This is a genomic window from Achromobacter sp. 77 (assembly GCF_020541125.1).
Classification (GTDB): Bacteria; Pseudomonadota; Gammaproteobacteria; order Burkholderiales; family Burkholderiaceae_B; genus Achromobacter; species Achromobacter mucicolens.
Window position 1 is genome coordinate 2,687,999 of the sequence record NZ_CP059848.1, and the last position, 23,576, is coordinate 2,711,574.

General features: G+C 65.6%; 18 protein-coding genes and 1 pseudogene. 11 read left to right on the forward strand and 8 right to left on the reverse strand.

Annotation, left to right across the window (positions count from 1 at the left end):
- Nucleotides 1-269 precede the first annotated feature (269 nt).
- From nudC to H4P35_RS12470, 3 genes are all read left to right on the forward strand, one after another.
- Nucleotides 270-1,040 (forward strand): NAD(+) diphosphatase, encoded by a 771-nt coding sequence (nudC, locus tag H4P35_RS12460; protein ID WP_226849243.1) that lies wholly within the window; start codon nt 270-272, stop codon nt 1,038-1,040.
- Between the two features lie 137 nt (nt 1,041-1,177).
- A complete protein-coding gene (locus H4P35_RS12465; protein ID WP_056317441.1) occupies nt 1,178-1,687 on the forward strand; it encodes a winged helix DNA-binding protein in 510 nt (169 codons plus the stop codon).
- Between the two features lie 88 nt (nt 1,688-1,775).
- Entirely contained in the window at nt 1,776-5,399 is a 3,624-nt protein-coding gene (locus tag H4P35_RS12470; RefSeq protein WP_226849245.1) for a hydantoinase B/oxoprolinase family protein, read from the forward strand.
- Between the two features lie 25 nt (nt 5,400-5,424).
- Here H4P35_RS12470 and H4P35_RS12475 read toward each other — a convergent pair whose 3' ends face one another.
- Nucleotides 5,425-6,459 (reverse strand): C45 family peptidase, encoded by a 1,035-nt coding sequence (locus H4P35_RS12475; RefSeq protein WP_226849247.1) that lies wholly within the window; start codon nt 6,457-6,459, stop codon nt 5,425-5,427.
- A 168-nt stretch (nt 6,460-6,627) separates the two neighbouring features.
- Here H4P35_RS12475 and glnH point away from each other — a divergent pair, with 168 nt between their 5' ends.
- From glnH to glnQ, 3 genes are all read left to right on the forward strand, one after another.
- Entirely contained in the window at nt 6,628-7,380 is a 753-nt protein-coding gene (gene glnH, locus H4P35_RS12480) for a glutamine ABC transporter substrate-binding protein GlnH (protein ID WP_226849249.1), read from the forward strand.
- Nucleotides 7,381-7,515: 135 nt separating this feature from the next.
- Nucleotides 7,516-8,172, forward strand: coding sequence for a glutamine ABC transporter permease GlnP (gene glnP, locus H4P35_RS12485; RefSeq protein WP_056317451.1), 657 nt, complete (start codon nt 7,516-7,518; stop codon nt 8,170-8,172).
- The gene (gene glnQ / locus H4P35_RS12490) at nt 8,169-8,897 is read left to right on the forward strand and encodes a glutamine ABC transporter ATP-binding protein GlnQ (RefSeq protein ID WP_226849251.1); all 729 of its coding nucleotides are present in this window, start codon (nt 8,169-8,171) and stop codon (nt 8,895-8,897) included. Before glnP ends, glnQ begins: the two co-directional genes overlap by 4 nt.
- Nucleotides 8,898-8,951: 54 nt before the next feature.
- Here the strand turns inward: glnQ and H4P35_RS12495 are convergent, their stop codons facing one another.
- From H4P35_RS12495 to gmk, 3 genes are read right to left on the reverse strand one after another with little or no spacing between them, the layout of a single operon-like run.
- A complete protein-coding gene (locus H4P35_RS12495) occupies nt 8,952-11,246 on the reverse strand; it encodes a bifunctional (p)ppGpp synthetase/guanosine-3',5'-bis(diphosphate) 3'-pyrophosphohydrolase (RefSeq protein ID WP_056317456.1) in 2,295 nt (764 codons plus the stop codon).
- A gap of 22 nt (nt 11,247-11,268) precedes the next feature.
- Nucleotides 11,269-11,472 (reverse strand): DNA-directed RNA polymerase subunit omega, encoded by a 204-nt coding sequence (gene rpoZ / locus H4P35_RS12500; RefSeq protein WP_006219679.1) that lies wholly within the window; start codon nt 11,470-11,472, stop codon nt 11,269-11,271.
- A 44-nt stretch (nt 11,473-11,516) separates the two neighbouring features.
- Entirely contained in the window at nt 11,517-12,149 is a 633-nt protein-coding gene (gene gmk / locus H4P35_RS12505; protein ID WP_226849253.1) for a guanylate kinase, read from the reverse strand.
- A 166-nt stretch (nt 12,150-12,315) separates the two neighbouring features.
- On the opposite strand from gmk, the gene H4P35_RS12510 reads away from it, so the two are divergent.
- The gene (locus H4P35_RS12510) at nt 12,316-13,086 is read left to right on the forward strand and encodes an SDR family oxidoreductase (RefSeq protein ID WP_056317463.1); all 771 of its coding nucleotides are present in this window, start codon (nt 12,316-12,318) and stop codon (nt 13,084-13,086) included.
- Nucleotides 13,087-13,204: 118 nt separating this feature from the next.
- On the opposite strand, the gene H4P35_RS12515 is transcribed toward H4P35_RS12510, so the two are convergent.
- Nucleotides 13,205-13,801, reverse strand: a complete 597-nt coding sequence (locus tag H4P35_RS12515) for a C40 family peptidase (RefSeq protein WP_056317465.1) — start codon at nt 13,799-13,801, stop codon at nt 13,205-13,207.
- 374 nt (nt 13,802-14,175) lie between these two features.
- On the opposite strand from H4P35_RS12515, the gene H4P35_RS12520 reads away from it, so the two are divergent.
- A complete protein-coding gene (locus H4P35_RS12520) occupies nt 14,176-15,675 on the forward strand; it encodes an AMP nucleosidase (RefSeq protein ID WP_369818494.1) in 1,500 nt (499 codons plus the stop codon).
- Nucleotides 15,676-15,904: 229 nt separating this feature from the next.
- Nucleotides 15,905-17,392: an amino acid permease gene (locus H4P35_RS12525; RefSeq protein ID WP_226849462.1), complete on the forward strand. Its 1,488-nt coding sequence runs from the start codon at nt 15,905-15,907 to the stop codon at nt 17,390-17,392.
- Nucleotides 17,393-17,412: 20 nt separating this feature from the next.
- Here H4P35_RS12525 and H4P35_RS12530 read toward each other — a convergent pair whose 3' ends face one another.
- Nucleotides 17,413-18,345: a YicC/YloC family endoribonuclease gene (locus H4P35_RS12530; RefSeq protein ID WP_056317471.1), complete on the reverse strand. Its 933-nt coding sequence runs from the start codon at nt 18,343-18,345 to the stop codon at nt 17,413-17,415.
- A 184-nt stretch (nt 18,346-18,529) separates the two neighbouring features.
- Between H4P35_RS12530 and rph the strand changes: the two genes are divergently transcribed.
- The gene (rph, locus tag H4P35_RS12535) at nt 18,530-19,264 is read left to right on the forward strand and encodes a ribonuclease PH (RefSeq protein WP_056317474.1); all 735 of its coding nucleotides are present in this window, start codon (nt 18,530-18,532) and stop codon (nt 19,262-19,264) included.
- Between the two features lie 128 nt (nt 19,265-19,392).
- On the opposite strand, the gene H4P35_RS12540 is transcribed toward rph, so the two are convergent.
- Together H4P35_RS12540 and H4P35_RS12545 are read right to left on the reverse strand one after the other, a co-directional pair.
- Nucleotides 19,393-20,766 carry an MmgE/PrpD family protein gene (locus H4P35_RS12540; protein ID WP_226849255.1) on the reverse strand — a complete coding sequence of 458 codons (1,374 nt, stop codon included), beginning with the start codon at nt 20,764-20,766 and terminating at the stop codon, nt 19,393-19,395.
- Nucleotides 20,767-20,782: 16 nt separating this feature from the next.
- On the reverse strand, nt 20,783-21,943 hold the full coding sequence (locus H4P35_RS12545; protein WP_062841150.1) for an acyl-CoA dehydrogenase family protein: 1,161 nt from the start codon (nt 21,941-21,943) through the stop codon (nt 20,783-20,785).
- Nucleotides 21,944-22,174: 231 nt separating this feature from the next.
- Here H4P35_RS12545 and H4P35_RS12550 point away from each other — a divergent pair.
- Nucleotides 22,175-23,560 (forward strand): annotated as a pseudogene (locus H4P35_RS12550) (methyl-accepting chemotaxis protein); the annotation flags it as partial.
- Nucleotides 23,561-23,576: the final 16 nt, after the last annotated feature.

Consider the following 23,576-nt stretch of genomic DNA (forward strand, 5'->3'; position numbering starts at 1 on the left):
AAGTCGGGTCTGACCCGATAGGCATTGCGAAAAAAAGCATGCGCGGCGCGGCATCGCGCCGCCCGAGCGCCGTGCCATTCTATGTTGCTGTGCGGTAACAAAGCGCGGGAAATCGGCGTTTTACGGGTAATTCCTAGGAAGGGAATGTTGTTCATTGGTTGAAGGTTCAATGACGCCGCGAGGTCCGCGCCCGGTGCGGCGCGCAGACCGGCTGTCAGCGCGTTTTTCTTCTAAGATTGCGGGATCGATGACGCGCCGAAGAGGGTCGTGTGAATTTCGTTTTCCGCCGTGATGAATTGCTGGTCGAGGTGTCGTCCAGCGTGTTGCCGGATTCGGCGTTGTGTGAACGCATCGGGCTTGGCGCCGCGGCCTTGCAGCCGGTCTGGATGCAGGCGGGGTCGCCGTATCGCACGGTTTGTGTCGACCCCGGCCTCGAAGCGCCCGAGGGTTACGCCTTCAAGAAACTGCGCTCGCTGTTCGGCGTGTTCGACGACGAAGGCATGGCGCTGGCCGGCCGCGCCTATCAAATCGCCGAATGGGCGCGAACCCACCGGTTCTGTGGCGCTTGCGGCACGCCTGCCGAGCGTGTTGCACACGAATTCTGTTTGCGATGCCCCGCGTGCGGCCTGTCCGCATACCCGCGCATCTCGCCGGCGATGATGGTGCTGATCCGCAAAGGCGACAGCATCCTGCTGGCGCGTCACGCCAACGCGCCGACTGCCCGGTACACCGCGCTGGCCGGCTTCGTCGAGCCCGGCGAAAGCATCGAGCAGACTGTCCATCGCGAGGTCTTCGAAGAGGTCGGGTTGAAAGTTGGCAACCTGCAGTATTTCGGCAGCCAGCCCTGGCCGTTTCCGCATTCGCTGATGGTCGCGTTCACTGCGGACTACGTCTCTGGCGACATCCGGGTCCAGGAAGACGAAATTGCAGACGCCCGCTGGTTCGGGCCGGGCGACGCCATGCCCGAGATCGCGGCGCGCATTTCGATTGCCGGCTGGATGATCCGGGCCAATCTGCCCATGGGGTGGAACGCGCCCTGACGGCTTTACCGCGGCCTTGATCGCTAGGGGTATTCCCTCGAAACGAGGGATTTTTTGCCGTCCGCCGCCATTTTTTATTGATGAAATATAGATAAATTATTAGTATTTCATCCAATTAATCTTCGCTTGCGCCCTTTATGAGCCCCACCTTGATAGCGTCGTCGGCACATCTTGCCGGCGGCAGCGCGCCCGACCTGTCCGAAGTGGAATTCGGGCTCATGATTGCCAGCCACGCCTTCGACCGCTGGACGGTGCGATGCATGGCTGCGGCGGGTCTGCCCGACCTGACGCCCACCGACGTGATGGTGTTCCACCATGTCTACCATCGTGAGCGTCCGAAGAAGCTGGCCGATATCTGCTTCACGCTCAATGTCGAAGACACCCATATCGTCAGCTATGCGCTCAAAAAGCTGGAACGTCTTGGCGTGGTGCGCGGCGAGCGCAGCAGCAAGGAAGTCTTCTACAGCGTCACCCCCGAAGGCGCGGCGATCCTCAAGCGCTATGGCGAAATCCGCGAGCAATGCCTGACCGCCGGCCTGGACGGCCCGGGCGGGGGCGGTCTTGAATTCAGCCGGCAACTGGCGCACACGCTGCGCGCGCTTTCCGGCCTGTATGACCAGGCGGCCAGGGCCGCGACCTCTCTCTGAATCCAACATCCGGGGCAGGGCCCCGATTCATCCGCAACCCGACCGCGGCCGAACGCGCTGCGGCGGTCTCTTGTTTTCGAGGATACCTATGAAGTGGCAATTCTGGATTGACCGTGGGGGCACCTTCACCGACATCGTGGCGCGACGCCCCGATGGCACGACCACCACGGCGAAGATGCTGTCGGAAAACCCCGAGCAATACCGCGACGCGGCCGTTGCCGGCATCCGCAAGCTGCTGGGCATCGCACCCGGACAGCCCGTGCCCGCCGACCAGGTCGAGTGCGTGAAGATGGGCACCACGGTGGCCACCAATGCGCTGCTCGAGCGCAAGGGCGAGCGCACATTGCTGGTCACCACGCGCGGATTCCGCGATGCCTTGCGCATCGCCTACCAGAATCGCCCGCGGCTCTTTGACCGCAACGTGCTGCTGCCCGAGATGCTGTACGAATCCGTCGTCGAGGCGGACGAGCGCGTGGCGGCCGACGGCGAAGTGATTCGTCCGCTGGACGAAGCCAGCCTTCGCCGTGACATGCAGGCGGCTTTCGACAGCGGCATCCGCGCGGTGGCCATTGTGTTCATGCACGCGTGGCACTCCACCGGCCACGAACAGCAGGCCGCGCGCATCGCCGCCGAGATCGGATTCACGCAGGTGTCCGTGTCGCACGAGGTCAGCCCGCTGATCAAGTTCGTCTCGCGCGGCGACACGACCGTGGTGGACGCGTATCTGTCGCCCATCCTGAAGCGCTACGTGGACCAGGTGGCCGGCGAACTGCCCGGCATCCGTCTCATGTTCATGCAGTCCAGCGGCGGCCTGACCGATGCCCACCGTTTCCGCGGCAAGGACGCGATCCTGTCCGGGCCGGCCGGCGGCATCGTCGGCATGGTTCGGACCAGCGAAATCGCAGGCTTTCCGAAGGTGATCGGCTTTGACATGGGCGGCACGTCCACCGATGTGTCGCACTACGCGGGCGAGTTCGAACGCGAATTCGAAACCCAGGTGGCCGGCGTGCGCATGCGCGCGCCCATGATGAGCATTCACACGGTCGCGGCCGGCGGCGGCTCCATCCTGCATTTTGACGGCGCGCGACTGCGCGTCGGGCCCGATTCCGCGGGCGCCAATCCGGGCCCGGCGTGCTATCGCCGCGGCGGCCCGCTGGCCGTCACGGACTGCAACGTGCTGCTGGGCAAGATTCAACCCGAATTCTTCCCGAACGTGTTTGGCCCCGAGGCAAACGAGCCCCTGGACCGCGACGCCGTGGTCGAACGCTTTTCCGCCATGGCTGCTGAAGTGCTTGCGGCCACCGGCCGCGAGATGTCGCCCGAGCAGCTGGCCGAGGGCTTCTTGCAGATCGCGGTGGGCAACATGGCCGAAGCCATCAAGCGCATCTCGGTGCAGCGCGGCCACGACGTGACCGAATACGCGCTGACCGTGTTTGGCGGTGCGGGCGGCCAGCACGCCTGCCTGGTGGCGGACGCGCTGGGTATGACGACGGTCTTTGCGCACCCGCTGGGCGGCGTGCTGTCGGCCTATGGCATGGGTCTGGCGGATCAGACGGACATGCGCCAGAAGACCGTCGAAAAGGTGCTGGACGCGTCCCTGATGGGCGAACTGAAGGCGGAACTGGATGTCCTGGCGGGCCAGGCGGTCGGCGAACTGCGCCGCCAGCATGTGGCCGAGGCGGACATCTCCGTGCAGCGCCGCCTGCACCTGAAGTATCGCGGCACCGACACCGCGCTGGAAGTGGCGTTCTCGGATCTGGCGCAGGCGCGCAGCGATTTCGAGGCGGCCTATCGCCAGCGCTATTCGTTCCTGATGCCCAACCGCGAGCTGGTGGTCGAGACCATTTCGGTCGAGGCCACGGGTGGCGGCGAGCGGGTGGGCGAAGCGGCCACGTCGCGTACCCGCGAAGGCGCGCTGGCGGCCCGCCGCGTGGTCAGCATGTACAGCGCGGGCGCCTGGCGCGATACGCCGCTATACGTGCGTGAAGACATGGCTGGCGGCGACGTGGTCGCGGGACCGGCCATCATTTCCGAGCCCAACCAGACCACGATCGTGGAACCGGGCTGGCAGGCCGAGCTGACGTCGCAGGATCACTTCGTGATCCGCCGCGTCGAGGCGCGTCCCGAGCAGCGCAAGGTCGGCACGCAGGCCGACCCCGTCATGCTTGAAGTGTTCAACAACCTGTTCATGTCGATCGCCGAACAGATGGGCTACCGCCTGCAGAACACGGCGTATTCGGTCAACATCAAGGAGCGTCTGGACTTCTCCTGCGCCATCTTCGACGCGCAGGCGCGCTTGATCGCCAACGCGCCGCACATGCCCGTGCATCTGGGTTCCATGGGCGAATCGGTGCGCACGGTCATGAACGCCAATGCCGGCAAGATGCAGCCGGGCGACGCGTATGTGGTGAACGACCCGTACCACGGCGGTACGCACCTGCCTGATGTCACGGTGATCACGCCAGTGTTCGACAAGGCGGGGCGCGAGATCCTGTTCTACGTGGGATCGCGCGGCCACCATGCCGATATCGGCGGGACCACGCCGGGCTCCATGCCGCCGGACTCCAAGACGGTCGAAGACGAAGGCGTGCTGTTCACGAACTTCCAGCTCGTCAAGAACGGCGAGTTCCGCGAAGACGCGGCGCGCGAGATCCTGGGATCGGGCCGCTGGCCGGCGCGCAATCCGGACCAGAACATCGCCGACATGCACGCGCAGATCGCCGCCAACGAAAAGGGCGTGCAAGAGCTGCTGCGCATGTGCGATCACTTCGGCCTGGAGGTGGTGCGCGCCTACATGGGCCACGTGCAGGACAACGCCGAAGAGGCGGTGCGCCGCGTGATCTCGGTGCTCAAGGACGGCAGCTACGCGTACCCGCTGGACAACGGCGCAGTCATCCGCGTGGCGGTGCGTGTGGATACCGAGGCGCGCAGCGCCGTGGTGGATTTCACGGGCACGTCGCCGCAGCTGGACAACAACTTCAACGCGCCCGGTGCGATTGCCGTGGCCGCGGTGCTGTATGTGTTCCGCACGATGGTCAATGACGACATCCCGCTGAACGACGGCTGCCTCGTGCCGCTGACCATCATCCTGCCCGAAGGGTCGATGCTGCGCCCGAACCCGCCCGCTTCGGTGGTCGCGGGCAACGTGGAGACCTCCATGTGCATCGTCAACGCGCTGTACGGGGCGTTGGGGGTGCTGGCCGCCAGCCAGGGCACGATGAACAACTTCACGTTCGGCAATGCGCGTCATCAGTACTACGAGACCATTTCGGGCGGCACTGGCGCCGGTCCGGTCCGTATCGACGCGGCCGGCCCGCACGACGAGGGCTTTGCGGGTACATCGGTGGTGCAGGCGCATATGACCAACTCGCGCCTGACCGATCCGGAAGTGCTGGAGTTCCGATTCCCGGTGCGTCTGGAGTCCTACGAGATCCGCAAGGGCTCGGGCGGCGCGGGCCGGTATCCGGGCGGCGACGGCGGCGTGCGCCGCATCCGCTTCCTGGAAGACATGACCGCGGCCATCCTGTCGAACAACCGGCGTTATGCGCCGTTCGGTCTGGCCGGCGGCCAGCCGGGCGCCATGGGCCGCAATACGGTTGAACGCGCGGACGGCACCATCGAGGAACTCGGTCCCCAGGACAGCGCGCAACTGCGGCCGGGCGATGTGTTCGTCGTGGAAACGCCGGGAGGCGGCGGCTACGGCGCGCAGTAATGCCCGCCGCGGTGTCCGGTCCCGTTCATTCGGGATCGGACATCACGTCCAGCGCGATATCCGCGCGCGCCTTGCGGTCGTAAACACGCAGGACGACGGCCTCATCGGTGATTTCGAACATCGCAGTGGCCAGCGTGTTCTCGTCGTCGGGGTCGTCCTTTGCCGTGCGCAGGATCGGCAGCTTGCCCTGGGTATCGAGCAGTGCGGCAAGCATGTCGGCGTGGGTCGATTCCGGCAACCACCCATCCACCAGGCCTTCGATCCGGTTCTGCCGCGCCCGCGACGAGTCGGTGACGAGTTGCGCCTGGCCTCGCGTGGCGGCGTGCACCATGTGATTGGCATGGCCGTAGCGCCGGCCGACTTCCTGGATGGACACCGATCCCGGCGTCACCTCGGCGCTGAGCACGCGCGCATCTCCCGCCGCGCCCAACAGATGATGAAATCCGCCCGCGTGGGGCTGCTCGCGCAATAGCGTCACGGCCTCGTCCAGCGTCGTGCAGTCCAGCACGGCTCGCGCCAGGAACATGCGCGGCACGCCCGCATGCCGCTGCCGGGTACGCAGGTTGTTGATGGTTTGCACCAGGCCCGCGCGGTTCGCGGCAAAGGTGTGGCCGGGCAGGGAGCCCGGGTAATAGAAGCTCAGATAGCCGGGCGCATCGTCCAGCGCGACATCGACCAGGTGGCAGCGGCCATACAGAAAGGGATCGCCGTCCTCGTTGTGGCCGATCCAGCGCGATCCGTCTGCCGCCCGCATGGCGACTGACGTGCAGCCATCCGTGGTGCTGTGCAGCAGATCGCCCCGGCAATGCCATAGCAGCACGTCCCTGACCGGCATGCGCAAGCCTTCGGCCAGGCCTTCAAGTTCTTCCCAGATCTGCGGTAGGGCGGCCTGCGCCTGTTGGGCCAAGTCATCGACGAACGGGTGCCCGCGCCACGGGCGCAGGGCGCTCCAGGTGCCGCTCTGGTCCAGATAGGTCCCCATGATGGGGCGGGCCAGCTTGCCCAGCGCCAGGCCGACCTGGCGGCGGTTTCCAGCGATGCGCACATATTTGTAGGCCATCGAAAACCTCCGGATGTCTCGCGGATTGTAAGGGGTCCGCCACCCGCCCGGGCGCGGATTGTTGCGTTAAGATCGTCGGTAAGTTGCGCTGGCGATCCCGGCGCGACCCAGGAATCATGCCCTTACAACAAGCCCGGGGTGCCCTGCGCTCCCCAAGAGGAGAGTTTCATGATCAAACGTAAAGTCGCCGCCGCAATGGTGGGCCTGTCCCTGACCCTGTTCGGCGCCACTTCCGCCGTCCAGGCCCAGGGCAAGGAATTGGTGGTGGCCACCGATACCGCTTTCGTGCCGTTCGAATTCAAGCAGGGCAACACTTACGTCGGGTTCGACGTGGACCTGTGGGCGGCCATCGCGAAGGAACTCAACCTCAAGTACAAGCTGCAGCCGATGGACTTCGCCGGCATCATTCCCGGCTTGCAAACGAAGAACATCGACGCCGCGCTGGCCGGTATCACGATACGCGACGATCGCAAGAAGGTCATCGACTTCTCGGATCCCTACTACGAAAGCGGCCTGGCCATCCTGGTCGGCGAAAAGAATACCGACATCAAGGACGCCAAGTCCCTGGCCGGCAAGACCGTTGCGGTCAAGACCGGCACGGCGACGGTGGACTTCCTGAAGGCGCAGGTGCCCGACGCCAAGCTCAAGCTGTTCCCGAACATCGACAACGCCTATCTCGAACTGGCAACCGGCCGCGTCGATGCCGCCGTGCACGATACGCCCAACGTCCAGTATTACGCCAATACCGCGGGCAAGGGCCGCGTGAAGGTGGTCGGCTCGGTCAAGAGCGGCGACTTCTACGGCATTGCGTTCCCCAAGGGCAGCGAACTGGTGCCCGAGGTCAACAAGGCGCTCGCCACGCTGAAGGCCAACGGCGAGTACGACAAGATCTACACCAAGTGGTTCGGCAAGAAGCCCTGACCGGCTCGGCAAGCGGCATTTTCTACGGACGCGCCGCCTGAACCGCGGTCAAGGGCGCGGCGACAGCCGCCACCCTTGCCGCGGGCGCGTCCGCCATGATGTGGGCGCGCCCGCGCGCGCCATTGGGGGAAGATCGTGGAGTTTGACTGGGCTGTCATCGAGGACGCGTTACCCAATCTGCTGACGGGTACGCTCATGACCATCAAGATCACCTTCTGGGGCCTGGCGGGCGGTTTCCTGCTCGGCGCGCTTTCGGGCGTGACGCGGGCCTACGGAAACGCGGTGCTCTCGGGCATCACGCAGGTGTATGTCGCGGTCATCCGCGGCACGCCGATCGTGGTGCAGGTCATGTTCATCTACTTTGCGCTGCCGCTGTTGGCGGACATCCGGGTGGACGCCGAATTCGCGGCGATCGCCACCCTCATCATCAACTCCGGGGCGTACATCTCGGAAATCGTGCGCGGATCGCTGCTGTCGGTCCACAAGGGGCTGAAGGAAGCAGGGCAGGCAATGGGCCTGCCCTTTTACAAGATCCTGCTGCACATCATCGGGCCGGTCGCCTTCCGGCGCATGATTCCGCCGCTGGGCAACCAGTGCATCATCAGCCTGAAGGATTCTTCGCTGTTCATCGTGATCGGCGTGGCGGAGCTGACCCGGCAAGGACAGGAAATCATGGCCAGCAATTTCCGGGCGGTCGAGATCTGGTCCGCGGTGGCGATCATCTACCTGATCCTCACGGGCCTGATGGCGTTGACCCTGCATCTGGTCGAAAAGAGGATGCGCATCATATGAGCATGGTTGAATTTCATAACGTCACCAAGCGCTTTGGCGAATCGACGGTGCTGAACGGCATCTCGCTCAACATCGATGCCGGGGAGGTCGTGGTGGTGGTCGGGCCGTCCGGGTCGGGCAAGTCGACCTTCCTGCGCTGCATCAACGTGCTGGAGACGATCAACGACGGCGATCTGCTGGTGGACGGTCTGAGCGTCAAGGGCGATGCGGCGACGGTGCGCGAGATCCGGCGCGAAGCCGGCATGGTGTTCCAGCAGTTCAATCTGTTCCCGCAGATGACGGCGCTGGAAAACGTCATGTTCGGACCCATCCATACCCGCGGCCAGAGCCGCGCCGAGGCGCGCGAGCTGGCCGAGAGCCTGTTGGCCAAGGTGGGCCTGGCCGAACGCATGAAGCACTATCCGGCCGAACTCTCCGGCGGGCAGCAGCAGCGCGTGGCCATCGCCCGCGCGCTGGCCATCATGCCCAAGCTGATGCTGTTCGATGAGCCCACGTCCGCGCTGGACCCCGAGCTGCGCCATGAGGTGCTCAAGGTCATGCGCGATCTGGCCGAGGAGGGCATGACGATGGTGGTCGTCACGCACGAGATGGAATTCGCGCGCAAGGTCGGCAGCCGGCTGATCTTCATCGATGGCGGCAAGATCGCGCACGACGGACCGCCGGAAGAATTGCTGAGCAATCCGCCCAGCCAGCGTCTGAAGGACTTCCTGCAGCACGTGACCTGAAAAGAAAAAGGCGTCCGGTTTGTAGCCGGACGCCTTTTTTCTTGGGGCCGCGCCTCAACCCTTCACGCGGACGATCTTCTGCACTTGCGGCACGTGCCGGATGGCTCGGATGACTTGCGCCAGGTGCTTGCGGCTGTCGACCTGGATGGTCAGGTGCAGCGACACGGTGGCGACGGCATCGTCGTGCATCGTGACATGCACGATGTTGGCATCGGCCGCGGTGACTTCCGCCGCCAGCCGGCCCAGCACGCCGCGTTCGTTGCGGGTGACGATGTCCAGGCGCGTGGCCAGATGCTTGGCCGTTTGCGCATCCCAACCCACGTTGATCCAGCGCTCGGGTTCGCGCAGGCGCTGGCGCAACGCGACGGGGCAATCGGCCGTGTGCACCACCAGCCCATGACCCATGCGCATGCCGGCCACGATCGGGTCGCCCGGCAGCGGGCCGCAGCAAGGCGCAAGTTGCACCGCCTGGCCTTCGTTGCCCTGGATCAGGATGGGAGCGCTGCGTGCCGAGGTCAGTTCGTCCACCGCGGCCGCCGTGGTGGCGACAAGCTGGTGTTCCGGCGCGAAGCGGCGGGCAACCACCGCGGCCAGCCGCTTGCCCAGGCCGATGTCGGCCAGGATTTCCTCGCGCGAGCTGGCGCCGGTGCTGCGCGCCAGCTTTTGCCAGCCGGGGTCGTCGGTGGCGGGCAGCGGCATGTGCAGTTCCTGCATGGCCTGGGCCAGCAACCGTTCGCCGAAGGCCACGGACTCTTCGTACTTGACCGTGCGCAGGTAGTGGCGGATTTCCGAGCGCGCGCGGCCCGTGCGCACATAGTTCAGCCATTGCGCATTGGGACGCGAGGCTGGCGACGTGACGATCTCGACGGTGTCGCCGCTGCTCAGTTCGGTGCGCAGCGGCACGAATTCGCCGTTGACCTTGGCCGCGACCGCCTGGTTGCCGATGTCGGTGTGGATGGCGTAGGCAAAGTCGACGGGCGTGGCGCCGCGGGGCAGGGAAATGATCTTGCCGCGGGGCGTGAACACGTACACGGCGTCAGGGAACAGGTCGACCTTGACGTGCTCGAGGAATTCGCCGGAATCGCCGGTCTGGCTCTGGATGTCCAGCAGCGACTGCAGCCACTGGTGCGTGCGCTTTTGCAGGTCATTGAGCGTCAGGTCCGCGCCCTTGTACAGCCAGTGCGACGCCACGCCTTCCTCGGCGACATGGTGCATGTCGCGCGTGCGGAACTGGAATTCCACCGGGGTGCCGTACGGGCCGACCAGCGTCGTGTGCAGGGACTGGTAGCCGTTCACCTTGGGGATGGCGATGTAGTCCTTGAACTTGCCGGGCACCGGCCGGAACAGCTGATGCAGCGTGCCCAGCGCCAGATAGCACTCGGGCAGCGTATGGACCACGATGCGGAACCCGTAGATGTCCAGCACGTCCGAGAAAGACTTCTTCTGGTCGACCATCTTGCGGTAGATGCCGAACAGGGTTTTTTCGCGGCCGCTGACCTCGGCTTCGATCCCGGCGGCCGGCAGGGCGGCGCGCACGGAATCGGCGATCTTGGTGATGACCTCGCGGCGGTTGCCGCGCGCCGCCAGGACCGCCTTGTACAAGACTTGGTAGCGATTCGGGTACATCGCGGCAAAGCACAGGTCCTGCAGCTCGCGGAACAGCAGATTCAGGCCAAGCCGATGCGCGATGGGCGCATAGATGTCCAGCGTTTCGCGCGCGATGCGGCGGCGCTTTTCGGGATTGACCGCGTCCAGCGTGCGCATGTTGTGCAGGCGGTCGGCCAGCTTGATGAGGATGACGCGCACGTCGCGCGCCATCGCCAACAGCATTTTCCGGAAGCTCTCGGCCTGTTGCTCGGCCTTGGTGGCGAAATCCAGGCGATCAAGCTTGGACAGGCCATCGACCAGCTCGGCGACTTCCGGCCCGAATTTCTCGGCCAGCTCGTGCTTGGCGATGCCCTGGTCTTCCATCACGTCGTGCAGCAGGGCGGCAGACAGCGCGTTGACGTCTAGCTTCCAGCCTGCGCAGATTTCGGTGACGGCGATGGGATGAGAGATGTAGGGCGAACCGCTGGCGCGGAATTGCCCAAGATGCGCCTGGTCCGCGAAGCGATAGGCTTCGCGCACGCGCTCAACATCGTTCTTGTCGAGATAGCTGCCGATGATTTCGGTCAGCGGCGCCAGCGAGGCGACCGGAGATCCGGTCGCGTCCGCCGCTTCTTGCGCGGCGACGGACGGTGGCGTGGGGGAATTCTTGTCTTTCTTGCCCGTGCGGCGCCCGAGACGGGAGCCGGCACGCAGTGCGGCAAGCAGACCAGATGAAGCGTACTTCAGCCCGGGAAAAGCCATGCTTGCAGCCCCCCGGCGCGTATCAGGTGGGAACTTTACGCAGCATTTCAACGCCGGTGAGGCCGCCAGCGATTTCGCGCAAGGCAGTGACCGTGGGCTTGTCTTTGCTGTCCAGGCGCGGGGCGTGGCCTTGCGCCAATTCACGGGCGCGGTACGTCGCGGCCAGCGTGAGCTTGAAACGATTGGGGATTTGATTCAGACAGTCTTCGACAGTGATGCGAGCCATTAGGACACCTGGTGCTGATGGATGATGGAGAGAATGCGTTCGGCTCAGTGTTCGGCCGGGATGCCAAGTTGCGCAAACAACTCGGCGTGGCGGGCGGCCTGAGACGAAAAGCGCAGCCGAGCGGCGCTGACGATTTGGATCAGCTCCGACAGGGCTACGCTAAATTCTTGATTAATAATAACATATTCGCATTCAGGCGCGTGGGCGATTTCGCCGCCTGCCGCCATGAGCCGGCGGGCGATCACGTGCGGCTCATCCTGGCCGCGCGCCTTCAGGCGGCTTTCGAGCTCGTCGATGGACGGCGGCAGCACGAAAATGCCGATCGCGCGGGGAAAACGCTGCTTTACCTGGCGCGCGCCTTGCCAGTCGATTTCCAGGAGCACGTCGCGTCCCTGGGCGGTGGCCTCGTCGATGCGGTCGCGCGGGGTGCCGTAGAAATTGCCGTGGACCTCGGCCCATTCCAGCAGGTTCTGGCCTTCACGCATGCGCTTGAAATCGTCCAGCGACACAAACCGGTATTCGCGGCCGTCTTCCTCGCCGGGGCGGGGAGCGCGCGTGGTGCAGGAGATGGAAAGCAGGATGGAGGGGTCTTGGGCAAGCAGGGCCTTCACGAGGCTGGACTTGCCGGCGCCGCTGGGCGCGACGACCATGAAGACGTTTCCGGGAGTGGCGTGCATGAATGAATGTGACCGGCGTGTGATGCTGAGACTCGAAGAATAGCAAATCGCGCGGGTGGCCGCGCGCGCCGGAATGTTGAAAGTGTGTTGCGCTTGGAACCTTCGCTTGCAGCATCCGTAAAGCGATTCGGGTAGGATTTCGCGCATTCATAAGACGGAGAATCCGATGAACACGAACGAGATCGATCCGCCCCGCGTCGCCCTGGTCACGGGCGCCGGTACCGGCATAGGCCGCGCAGTCGCGCTGGAATTCCTGGCGCAGGGTTACCGGGTCGTGCTGGCTGGCCGCCGGCGCGAGCCGCTGGAAGCCACCCGAACGGCGGCGGGCGAGGACGGGTTGCGGGCGCTGGTCGTGCCCACGGACGTGTCCGACGAGCAGGCGGTCCGCGATCTCTTCGACACCGCCCAGCGCGAATACGGCCGTCTGGATGTGCTGTTCAATAACGCGGGGCGGGGCGCTCCGGCCGTGCCGATCGAGGAATTGCCGGTTGCCGTGTGGCGCGAGGTCGTGGACACCAACCTGACCGGCATGTTCCTGTGCGCGCAGGCGGCCATCCGCATCATGAAGGCGCAGCATCCGCGCGGCGGCCGCATCATCAATAACGGCTCGATTTCCTCGCATGCGCCCCGGCCGTTCTCCATCGCCTATACCGCCACCAAGCATGCGGTGACGGGGCTGACCAAGTCGATTTCCCTGGATTGCCGCCCGTACAACATCGCGTGCGGCCAGATCGACATCGGCAACGCCGCCACTGAAATGACCGAGCGCATGGCCGCGGGCATCCTGCAGGCGGACGGCAGCACCAAGGTGGAGCCGCGCATGGACGTCGCTCACGTGGCGCAGGCGGTCGCCGCGATGGCCCGTCTGCCGCTGGATGCCAACGTGCAGTTCATGACGCTCATGGCCACCAACATGCCCTTCGTGGGCCGGGGCTGAACCGGCTGGGTGGCACGCCTGGCCAGGAAGGCCAGCCACGAGAACGCCGGCATGCGCATGCCGGCGTTTTTTTTGATCTCCCCCGGCGCCGGTCAGACGCCGTCCAACGGCCCCGCGCTTAGCGCGACGCTTGGGCCAGCAATTGCTTGGGCGGGGTATCCAGGTAGGCGCGGGCGCCCAGGTAGCGCTTGGACCAGTAGGCGGTCTTCATGTCGTCCACCCGGACTTTCGTGCCGCGGCGCGGCGCGTGGACGAACTTGTTCTGCCCAATATAGATGCCGACGTGGGACGTCACGCCGCGTCCGCGGGTGGCAAAGAACACCAGGTCGCCGGGGCGCAATTCCTTCTTGGCCGAGACGGTCTTGCCTTCGCTGCGCTGGGCGCGCGCGGTGCGGGGCAGTTCCAGGCCGGCGATTTCACGGAAGACATACAGGACGAGGCCGCTGCAATCGAAGCCGTCGGCGTCGTCGCCGCCCCAGCTGTAGGGCGTGCCGATCGCCTCCAGGCCGGCCTGCACAACGCGTTCGCGAAGCGTCAGGACCGTGGGCTCTTGCGCCAGGCGCAGGCCGCTGAGGGTGGGGCGGGCTTGTTCGGCGGCCAGCGAGGCGTGGGCGGCGCCGGGAATCCAGGACAGCGTCAGGGCCAACAGGGGCGCTGACAGAAATGCGGGCGTGCGGAATTGGGTAAAGCGAAACTTTCGCGTGGGCGGCGTCATTACGTCACTTCAAAAAATCGGAGTGGGCGGCATGGCTTTGCCTTGATAGGCAAGCCGGCGGAAAGGGGAGCGGTTTACAGGCGGAACGCAAGAAACGCCTCATGATTATAGTGTAATAATGTTTCATTACATTTGTAGTGCAATGCAGCATAATCCACCGCCCGCTGTTACCGCACGCCCACCGCGCGACGTAACAGCATTGGCAGTTCTGGCGCGTGCGCGGCTGGGCGGCAACCATACGGCCGCCAATAACGCCGCATGACATTTCAATGTCCATCGCCTCGGGCATAATCGACCGCATCGGCCCGGCGGCGTTGCTGCCGCGCGCGGCCGAGGTTGCAGGCAAGACAAAAAAGAAGGCGGAGTAAAGCTCAATGATGAACGCAGTGCACCCTTTGTCCTCCATGAACCGGCCCGAGGCCTTGCCCTTCGAACCCTTCCAGGACGCCGTGTCCGCCGTCGACCGGCTGGTTGAAATCTATGCGCGCAACACCGCGTTCCTGCGTACCGCGTTCCGCGAGGTCCTGAAAGGCACTGGCAACGGCAGCGCGCGATTCCGCGCCTACTATCCGGCCATCCGCATCGTGGTGGAAACCTACGACCCCATCGACACCCGGCTTTCGTATGGCCACGTGGCCGAACCGGGCTACTACCAAACCACTGTCACCCAGCCGGCGCTGTTCCGCGACTACCTGATCGAGCAGGTTGGCCAGTTGCTGCAGAATCATCGGGTCGCGGTCGAAGTGGGCGAGTCCGATTCGCCGATTCCGCTGCATTTCGCCTTTCCCGAGGGCGCCTACGTGGAGGGCGAGCACCTCGAGGCGCTCAAGCGTCCGCTGCGCGACCTGTTCGACGTGCCGGACCTGGCGGTCACGGATGATGCCATCGTCAATGGCTCGTGGCGCGGCAAGGACGGCGAGCCCAAGCCGCTCGCGCCTTTCACGGCGCAGCGCGTGGACTATTCGCTGCACCGGCTGCAGCACTACACCTCGACCGCGCCGACGCATTTCCAGAATTTCGTGCTGTTCACCAATTACCAGTTCTACGTGGATGAGTTCTGCGCCCGGGCCCGCGCCCTGATGGCCAGCGGCAACGAAGACTATGAAATGCTGGTCGAGCCCGGCAACCGCATCACGCGGCGCGGCGAAAGCGGTCCTGGCGATGAAGTCCAGCCGGTGCGCCTGCCGCAGATGCCCGCCTATCACCTGGTGCGCGGCGATCATTCCGGCATCACGCTCGTCAATATCGGCGTGGGGCCGTCCAACGCCAAGACAATCACCGACCACATCGCCGTGCTGCGCCCGCACGCCTGGCTGATGCTGGGCCATTGCGCGGGCCTGCGGGATTCCCAGCGGCTGGGCGACTATGTCCTGGCGCACGGCTACGTCCGGGAAGACCATGTCCTGGACGACGATCTGCCCACCTGGGTGCCGGTCCCGGCGCTGGCGGAGGTGCAGGTGGCGCTGGAGCAGGCGGTCGAAGAAGTGGCCGGGCTGTCCGGGTGGGACTTGAAGCGCATCATGCGCACGGGCACCGTCGCCACAATCGACAACCGCAACTGGGAGTTGCGCGACCACGTCGATCTCGTGGAACGCTTTGCGCAGTCGCGCGCGATTGCGCTGGACATGGAATCGGCCACCATCGCGGCCAACGGCTTTCGTTTTCGGGTGCCTTACGGCACCTTGCTGTGCGTGTCCGACAAGCCGCTGCACGGCGAACTGAAATTGCCGGGCATGGCCAGCGCTTTCTACCGGCGTCAGGTCAACCAGCATCTGGAGATTGGCATCCGGGCGCTGGAGCGCCTGCGCGACATGCCGCCCGAGCGGCTGCATTCGCGCAAGCTGCGCACGTTCATGGAAACAGCGTTTCAATAAAGGGGCCGCTGCCGGAAGGCTGAACGGCTGATCCGTCCCCCGCAGCCTGCGATTTTTCATGTCGGGGCCGATTGCGCTATTCTCGCGCGTTGCTCGGTAATCCCAGGGCGTTCGCGCGGCGTTGCGCGAGCGTCATCCAGACGTGAAGGAACGCATTTTGGCTCCATCGGAACACGATGACCGCCGCTCCGGCGGCACGCGCAAAGCGCACGCGGGCAGGCCGTCCGAATTGCGGCGCACGCTGTCCGCGCGCCACCTGACCATGATCGCGGTGGGCGGGTCGATCGGCACCGGCCTGTTCGTGGCATCCGGCGCGACCATCGCCAAGGCCGGCCCGGGCGGCGCGCTGCTGGGCTACGTGCTGATCGGCATCATGGTGTATTTCCTGATGACCAGCCTGGGCGAACTGGCGGCCGCCATGCCCGTGTCGGGCTCGTTTTCAACCTACGGCGCGCGCTATGTCGAGGATGGTTTCGGCTTCGCGCTGGGGTGGAACTATTGGTACAACTGGGCGGTGACCGTCGCGGTCGACCTGGTGGCGGCGCAGCTCGTCATGGCGTACTGGTTTCCCGACGTGCCCGGTTTTTACTGGAGCGCGTTGTTCCTGGCGATCACATTCGGTCTGAACGCCATGTCCGCCCGCGGCTTTGGCGAAGCGGAATTCTGGTTCGCGCTCATCAAGGTGATTGCCGTGCTGGCCTTTGTCACGATGGGCGTGATGATGCTGCTGGGCATCATCCGTGGCGGCGAGACGGGCGGCTTGGCCAATTGGACGGTGGGCGACGCGCCGTTCGCCGGCGGCTTCGCCGCGCTGATCGGCGTGGCCATGGTGGTGGGATTTTCCTTCCAGGGCACCGAACTGATCGGCATCGCCGCGGGCGAATCGAAGGATCCGGCGCGCAATCTGCCGCGCGCGGTGCGTCAGGTGTTCTGGCGCATTTTGCTGTTCTACGTGGCGGCCATCCTGGTCATCGGCCTCTTGATTCCCTATACCGATCCGCACCTGCTGCGCAACGACGTCGAGGACATCAGCGTCAGCCCGTTCGCGCTGATTTTCGAGCGCGCCGGCCTGTTGGGCGCCGCGTCCGTCATGAACGCCGTGGTGCTGACGTCGGTGCTGTCCGCGGGCAATTCCGGCATGTACGCGGCCACGCGCATGCTCTACAGCCTGGCCCGGGAAGGCAAGGCGCCGCGCATCTTTGGCCGCATCTCGCGCGGCGGCGTGCCGCTGTGGGCGCTGCTGGCCACCACCGTCGTGGCGGCGCTGTGCTTTTTCACGTTCATCTTCAGCCCCAACGCCGTCTATATCTGGCTGCTCAATACCTCGGGGATGACGGGATTCATCGCGTGGCTGGGCATCGCCATCAGCCACTACCGTTTCCGCCGCGGCTACGTGAAGCAGGGCAACAGCCTCGCGGATCTGCCTTATGTGTCCCCGTTCTTTCCCTTCGGACCGATTTTCGCGTTCGTGCTGTGCCTGATCATCACGCTGGGCCAGAACTACCAGGCATTCCTGCAGGACAAGATCGATTGGGGCGGCGTGGTCGCCACCTACATCGGCATTCCGCTCTTCCTGCTGATCTGGGCGGGCTACCGGCTGACGCGCGGTTCGCGGTTCGTCAGCTACCGCGACATGCGCTTTCCGGACGCTCGCGCCCGCAGCCAATACCTGGATTCGGCGCTGCGGGGCGAACCGGCGATCGGCGAGAGCCGGTAAAGCGGGGGGCGTGGCGCCCCTTACTCGATATTCTGCGCCTGCTCGCGCATCTGCTCGATCAGCAGCTTCAGGTCCATGGCGGCGCGGGTGACTTCCATGCTGCCTGCCTTGGAGCCCAGCGTGTTGGCTTCGCGGTTCATTTCCTGGAACAGGAAGTCCAGCCGCTTACCCGCGCTGCCGGCGCTCTTCTTGCCGGCCGCCGCCTTGCCGCCGCCGTCCGAGAGCAGATGACGCAGTTCTTCCAGGTGAGAACGCAGGCGTGACAGTTCCTCGGCTACGTCGATGCGCAGGGCAAAGAGGTTGGCCTCCTGGGACAGGCGCTCGGACAGTTCGGCGCCGGAAATATGCGTGAATCCGCCGGGGAACGCGGATTCCACGCTTTCACGCAGCTTGGCGGCCTGCCGGTCGCGGTGGTCGGCCAGCAGTTGCGGCAGATGCGCCTGCACGATGTCCACCACGCGCGCGACGCCGTCGGCGCATTCGCGCATCATGCCGGCCAGGCGCTCCCCTTCGCGCTCGCGGCCTTCCTGGAGCTGGGTCAGCGCTTGCTGGGCGGCCTGCAGGCAGGCGGCGCCCCAGATCTGCGGATCCAGCGCATCGTTGCCGCGCTGGCCGGGCCAGTTGAAGAGTTCGGCGAGGCGCGGGGAGGCGATGTCCGGGATGATGCGGCGCGCGGCCTGCAGCTGTTCGGCCAGGCTGTCGAGCCAGGCGGGATCCAGCTTGGACAGATCGGTATTGGCCGCACGGGTAAAGGACACGCGGATTTCGACCTTGCCGCGCGCCAGGTTTGCCGTCAGCAGTTCGCGCAGCGGCGTTTCCACGTGGCGCAGCTCGTCGGGCAGGCGGAAATACAGGTCGAGAAAACGGCTGTTGACGCTGCGCAGTTCTATGGCGAGAGTGCCTTGTTCTAAGTCTGCTCGGGCGTTGCCGAAGGCGGTCATGCTGCGGATCATGGTGTGCGAGTCCTGGTAATTCCTGAGATGGGAGCCGGTTGCGCCGGGGCCCGCGGCGCCCAGGGTCTGAGCTGCGGGTCTGTGTTTTCAACCGGATACATCGCGGCAGGATACTCCAAGCGCGATTGTCCCGGCGCGCCTGCCCGTACAATGCCGCGAATCGAAGCCAAGTCTGGAGCCCGTTGTGACCACCATCCCCACCATCGCCCGGCCGTCGGGCCGCGCCGCCGACCAACTGCGTCCGTTCAGCCTGGAGCGCGGGTTCACGCGTTACGCCGAAGGCTCCGTGCTGGTGAAGGCGGGCGACACCCACGTGCTGTGTACGGCAAGCGTCCTGGACAAGGTACCGCCTTTTCTGAAGGGCAAGGGCGAAGGCTGGGTAACGGCTGAATACGGCATGTTGCCGCGGGCCACGCACACGCGCGGCGACCGCGAGGCCGCGCGCGGCAAGCAAAGCGGCCGCACGCAGGAAATCCAGCGCCTGATCGGACGCAGCCTGCGCGCCGTGTTCGACATGAAGGCGCTGGGCGAACGCACCCTGCACCTGGACTGCGATGTGCTGCAGGCCGACGGCGGCACGCGCTGCGCCAGCATCACCGGGGCCTGGGTGGCGGCCGCCGACGCGGTGGCGCTGCTGATGAAGCGCGGCGACCTCGCCGCCAGCCCGATCCGCGACGCGGTGGCCGCGGTATCCGTGGGCCTGGTGCGCGGGCAGGTGGTGCTGGACCTGGACTACCTGGAAGACTCGGCGTGCGACGCTGATGTGAATGTCATCATGACGGGCAGCGGAGCCTTCGTGGAAGTGCAGGGCACCGGCGAAGGCGCCACGTTCACCCGCGGGGAGCTGGACACGATGCTGGTGCTGGCGGAAAACGGCATCGCCAATCTGGTGAAGGCGCAACGCGCCGCGCTGGCGTAAGACACGCGAATTGGGCGCCGTGCGAACACGGTGTTTCGTGCGAACACGGTGTCTGACACCCTTGTGAGACAGTCGGCAATTGACGGTTGTGCCCGCAGGGTGTCAGACACCTTGCAGAGACGCCCGAATTAGCGCGGCAGCAGCGTCTCAACCTTGCCCAGCTTCTCCAGTCCCCAGATTGTCGCGATCAGGCCGCGCAGTTCCTGCTCTGTCGCCGCGTCGGCGTAGCGGCCCAGGCTGAGCGTCTTGTCCTCGATTTCGGGGCGGCTGAGCGTGTTGCCGGGATCGCCTTTCGGTTCGTCCACGCGGCCATGCAGCACGCGGCCGTCGCGGGTGTAGACCGTGACCTTGCCGATCCAACGTTGCGGATAGGCGCCGTCGACTTCCGGGTCGAGGGCCATTTCGACTTTGCCGCGGAAGGCGGCCACGCCGGGGTCGTCGAGGCCTGCGTCGAACTCCGCGAGACCCGCGCGGCCCTGGCGCGCGATCAGCGCCAGCACCGTGCCCATCGAGAACTTGGATTGGTGCACCGTTTGGGGATTGACGACGGGGCCAAGGACGTCGATGGCGCCCTGGTGGACATGCGCCACGACGCGCTCGACGTCGGGCTCGGTGAGGTCGTTGTCGCGTAGCGCCTGTTGCAGCGCGTCCGCCGCCGGATGCGTGTGCCGGCACGAGGCATGGAACTTGAATGAGGTTTCGGCGAGCGCCCAGCGCTGTCCCAGACGGTCGCACAGGCGGCTGGGATCGGCGTCCGTGGACATGCCGGCCGCCATGCCTTGCGGGCCTTCCAGGATGTGGCGGGCGCCCGTGAAGCCTTCGCGCGCCAGGTAGGCCGCGGTGATGCCGTCGGCGGCGGCCTTGGCGGTATGCAACTGCTTGGAGTCGGCGGCGTCGCGCAGGAATTCCCACAAGCCTGCGGCTTGCGTGCCCGCCGAGCCCAGCGCGTGCAGCATCTGTTCGGGGGACAGGCCCAGCAGCCGCCCCGTGGTGACGGCGGCAGCCAGGGTGCCCGCCGTGCCCGTGGTGTGGAAGATCTTGTAGTGCGAGCGCCCGAGGAACTCGCCCACGCGAATGCCGACCTCATAGCCGGCGACGGCGGCGGTAAGCAGATCGCGCCCCGACGACCCCAGCGCCTGCGCAACGGCCAGGGCGGGAGGGAACACCACGGCGGCTGGGTGAAAGACCGAGCCGTTGTGCACGTCGTCCTGTTCGACCACATGCGCGGCCGCCGCGTTGACCATGGCGGCAAAAAGCGGCGTGGTGTGGCGGCGGGTGATCAGGACTTCGCTGGGGCCATCGGCCGGACCCATTGCGGCGGCATAGCGGTCGATCGCCTGGACCGCGCGGGCCGACGCGCCGGCAAGGATGGACGCCAGGCAATCGAGGAGCAGGTCTTCGGCGCGGCGCAGGACCGGGGCAGGGATGTCTTCGTAGCGCAGGTTGGCGGCAAAGGCGGCAAGTTCGGCGCTCAGGTGCGGGGTGTCTTTGTCTGCGGTCATGTCGGAAGTTGGCATGTCAGAAGGAGCGGGGCAGGCCCAGGATGTGTTCGGCGACGTACGACAGGATCAGGTTGGTCGAAATGGGGGCCACCTGATAGAGGCGCGTCTCGCGGAACTTGCGCTCGACGTCGTATTCGGTGGCAAAGCCGAAGCCGCCGTGGAACTGCAGGCAGGCGTTGGCCGCTTCCCAGGACGCGTCGGCGGCCAGCAGCTTGGCCATGTTGGCCTGGGCGCCGCAGGGTTCGTGGGCGTCGAACAGCCGGCAGGCTTCATAGCGCATCAGGCTGGCTGCCTCGACGTTGATGTGCGCGCGCGCGATGGGGAACTGCACGCCCTGGTTCTGGCCGATCGGGCGGCCGAAGACCATGCGTTCCTTGGCGTACGCGGTGACCTTGTCGACGAACCAGTAGCCGTCGCCGATGCATTCGGCGGCGATCAGGGTGCGTTCGGCGTTCAGGCCGTCGAGGATGTACTTGAAGCCCTTGCCTTCTTCGCCGATCAGGTTTTCTTCCGGGATTTCCAGGTTGTCGAAGAAGAGCTCGTTGGTCTCGTGGTTGACCATGTTGGGGATCGGGCGGATCGACATGCCGTGCTTGACCGCATGGTGCAGGTCGACCAGGAAGATCGACATGCCTTCGGACTTGCGCGTGACCTGATCGAGCGGCGTGGTGCGCGCCAGGAGGATCATCAGGTCCGAGTGCTGCACGCGCGAAATCCAGACCTTTTGGCCATTGATGACATAGCGGTCGCCGCGCTTGACGGCGGTGGTCTTGATCTTGGTGGTGTCGGTGCCGGTGGTGGGCTCGGTGACTCCCATCGACTGCAGCCGCAGTTCTCCGGCGGCGATGCGGGGCAGGTATTCGCGCTTCTGGGCCTCGGATCCGTGGCGCAGAAGCGTGCCCATGTTGTACATCTGGCCGTGGCACGCGCCGGAGTTGCCGCCGCTTCGGTTGATCTCTTCCATGATGACCGAGGCTTCGGTCAGGCCCAGGCCCGAGCCGCCGTATTCCTGGGGGATCAGGGCGGCCAGCCAGCCGGCTTCGGTGAGGGCGCGCACGAAGTCCTCGGGGTAGCCGCGTTCTTCGTCGACCTTGCGGAAATACTCGGAGGGAAACTGCGCGCAGAGGTCGCGGACGGCTTCGCGGATGTCCTGGTAGGCGTGGGAGGCTTGGGGCATGTGACTGGCTTTTCTGATTGAAGGAATGGTTCGGGACAGGATCGAATGTGCCGCAAGGCCGCGCATGTGCCAATTCACAAATCATTAATACAGGGTTCCTGATCGCAAAAGCGCCGCTTCATGACGGCAGTGCGACACGTCCCATCCGAGGTTGTGTCAAGAAATTGCCAAACTGGGTGTCCATAATCCGTTGCACTGCCGCACGGGCGGCCACGCAACACACGGATGGATATGCGAAAAAATCTGAGGGTAACGACGGCGCTGTCGGCCATTCTTGCCTTGTTCGTTGTGCTGTTCGCGCTTGCCGCGGCAGCGGGCATCACGGTCCTGCGCGACAATCGCGCGGATATCGAGGCCCTGGGGCGGGGCAGCATCGAAAGGGCGAGCGATCTGGCCGACATGACCAGCCGTCTGTTCCAGGCGCGCGCGGCGCTGACCGACGCCAAGACGGCGATGGAAGGCGGGCTGGAAGACGCGCGCAACGCGTCGCTGGCTCAGGCCGATGGACTGCTCAAGCAGGCCGCTGCCAGTCTGGCGCGCCTGCGCGCCAACCCGGACGACAGTGCCCAGGGCGCGCCGCTGTTTGCCCAGGTCCTGACGGCGTATGCCGCCTTTGCCGACCAGACGCTGGTGCCGATGCGCACCGCGATCCACGGATGGAACGGCATCGAGGTCAACCGCCTGACGGACAAGGCGCTGCCGGCCAGCGGGGCTGCGTATGTGAAGCAGGCCGAGGCCTACCAGGCCTACGCCCGCGAACAGGGGCAGGAGGCGGTGGCCGGCGCAAGCCGCACGCTTGAACGGGTGACCGTGGTGGCGGCGGCCGTGCTGGGTTTCGTCCTGGTGCTGGCAGTGCTGATCCGGCTGGGATTCCGCCGCAGCATCGTGCGGCCGCTGAACGAGGCCGGGGCGCACTTTGACCGCATTGCGGACGGCGACCTGACGGGCGTGATCACGCAACGCGGCGACAACGAAATCGGCGTCCTGTATTCGGCGATGCGCCGCATGCAGACCGGGCTGTCGGCCGCCGTGGCCTCGGTCCGTCTGGGTGTGGAAGAGATCCACACCGGCTCGGGCGAGATTGCGGCGGGCGGCGCCGATATGTCGGACCGCGCGGCGCGCCAGGCTGGCTCGCTGCAGGAAGCGGCGGCCAACATGACGCAACTGGCCCATACCGTTCAGATGACCGCCGGCAACGCGGACCTGGCAAGCCGCCAGGCGGCAAGTGCCACGCAGCTGGCGCAGCGCGGCGGCCAGGCCGTCGATGAAGTGGTGCACAGCATGCAGGGCATCGCCGATAGCGCGCGGCGCATCGGGGAGATCGTGGGCGTGGTGGACAGCATTGCGTTCCAGACGAACATCCTTGCGCTCAACGCAGCCGTGGAAGCGGCGCGCGCGGGCGAGCAGGGCAAGGGGTTTGCCGTGGTGGCGGGCGAAGTGCGGTCGCTGGCGCAGCGCAGCGCCCAGGCCGCGCGCGAGATCAAGGGCCTGATCGAGGATTCGGCCGCGCGCGTGGATGCCGGCGTGCGTCATGTGAATCTGGCGGGCGACACCATGCGCGACATGGTGTCCTCGGTCGATCGCGTGACGCAGATCGTGACCGAGATCTCCAATGCCACCGCCGAGCAGGCCG

Bases quoted from the DNA above. Each gene is read 5' to 3' on its own strand.
- H4P35_RS12515 (WP_056317465.1), bottom strand. From the start codon at position 13,801: ATGACGCCGCCCACGCGAAAGTTTCGCTTTACCCAATTCCGCACGCCC.
- H4P35_RS12545 (WP_062841150.1), bottom strand. From the start codon at position 21,943: ATGCCCCAAGCCTCCCACGCCTACCAGGACATCCGCGAAGCCGTCCGC.
- H4P35_RS12465 (WP_056317441.1), top strand. From the start codon at position 1,178: ATGAGCCCCACCTTGATAGCGTCGTCGGCACATCTTGCCGGCGGCAGC.
- H4P35_RS12520 (WP_369818494.1), top strand. From the start codon at position 14,176: ATGATGAACGCAGTGCACCCTTTGTCCTCCATGAACCGGCCCGAGGCC.
- H4P35_RS12530 (WP_056317471.1), bottom strand. From the start codon at position 18,345: ATGATCCGCAGCATGACCGCCTTCGGCAACGCCCGAGCAGACTTAGAA.
- glnQ (WP_226849251.1), top strand. From the start codon at position 8,169: ATGAGCATGGTTGAATTTCATAACGTCACCAAGCGCTTTGGCGAATCG.
- H4P35_RS12510 (WP_056317463.1), top strand. From the start codon at position 12,316: ATGAACACGAACGAGATCGATCCGCCCCGCGTCGCCCTGGTCACGGGC.
- H4P35_RS12475 (WP_226849247.1), bottom strand. From the start codon at position 6,459: ATGGCCTACAAATATGTGCGCATCGCTGGAAACCGCCGCCAGGTCGGC.
- glnH (WP_226849249.1), top strand. From the start codon at position 6,628: ATGATCAAACGTAAAGTCGCCGCCGCAATGGTGGGCCTGTCCCTGACC.
- H4P35_RS12470 (WP_226849245.1), top strand. From the start codon at position 1,776: ATGAAGTGGCAATTCTGGATTGACCGTGGGGGCACCTTCACCGACATC.
- rpoZ (WP_006219679.1), bottom strand. From the start codon at position 11,472: ATGGCTCGCATCACTGTCGAAGACTGTCTGAATCAAATCCCCAATCGT.
- gmk (WP_226849253.1), bottom strand. From the start codon at position 12,149: ATGCACGCCACTCCCGGAAACGTCTTCATGGTCGTCGCGCCCAGCGGC.
- H4P35_RS12495 (WP_056317456.1), bottom strand. From the start codon at position 11,246: ATGGCTTTTCCCGGGCTGAAGTACGCTTCATCTGGTCTGCTTGCCGCA.
- H4P35_RS12540 (WP_226849255.1), bottom strand. From the start codon at position 20,766: ATGACCGCAGACAAAGACACCCCGCACCTGAGCGCCGAACTTGCCGCC.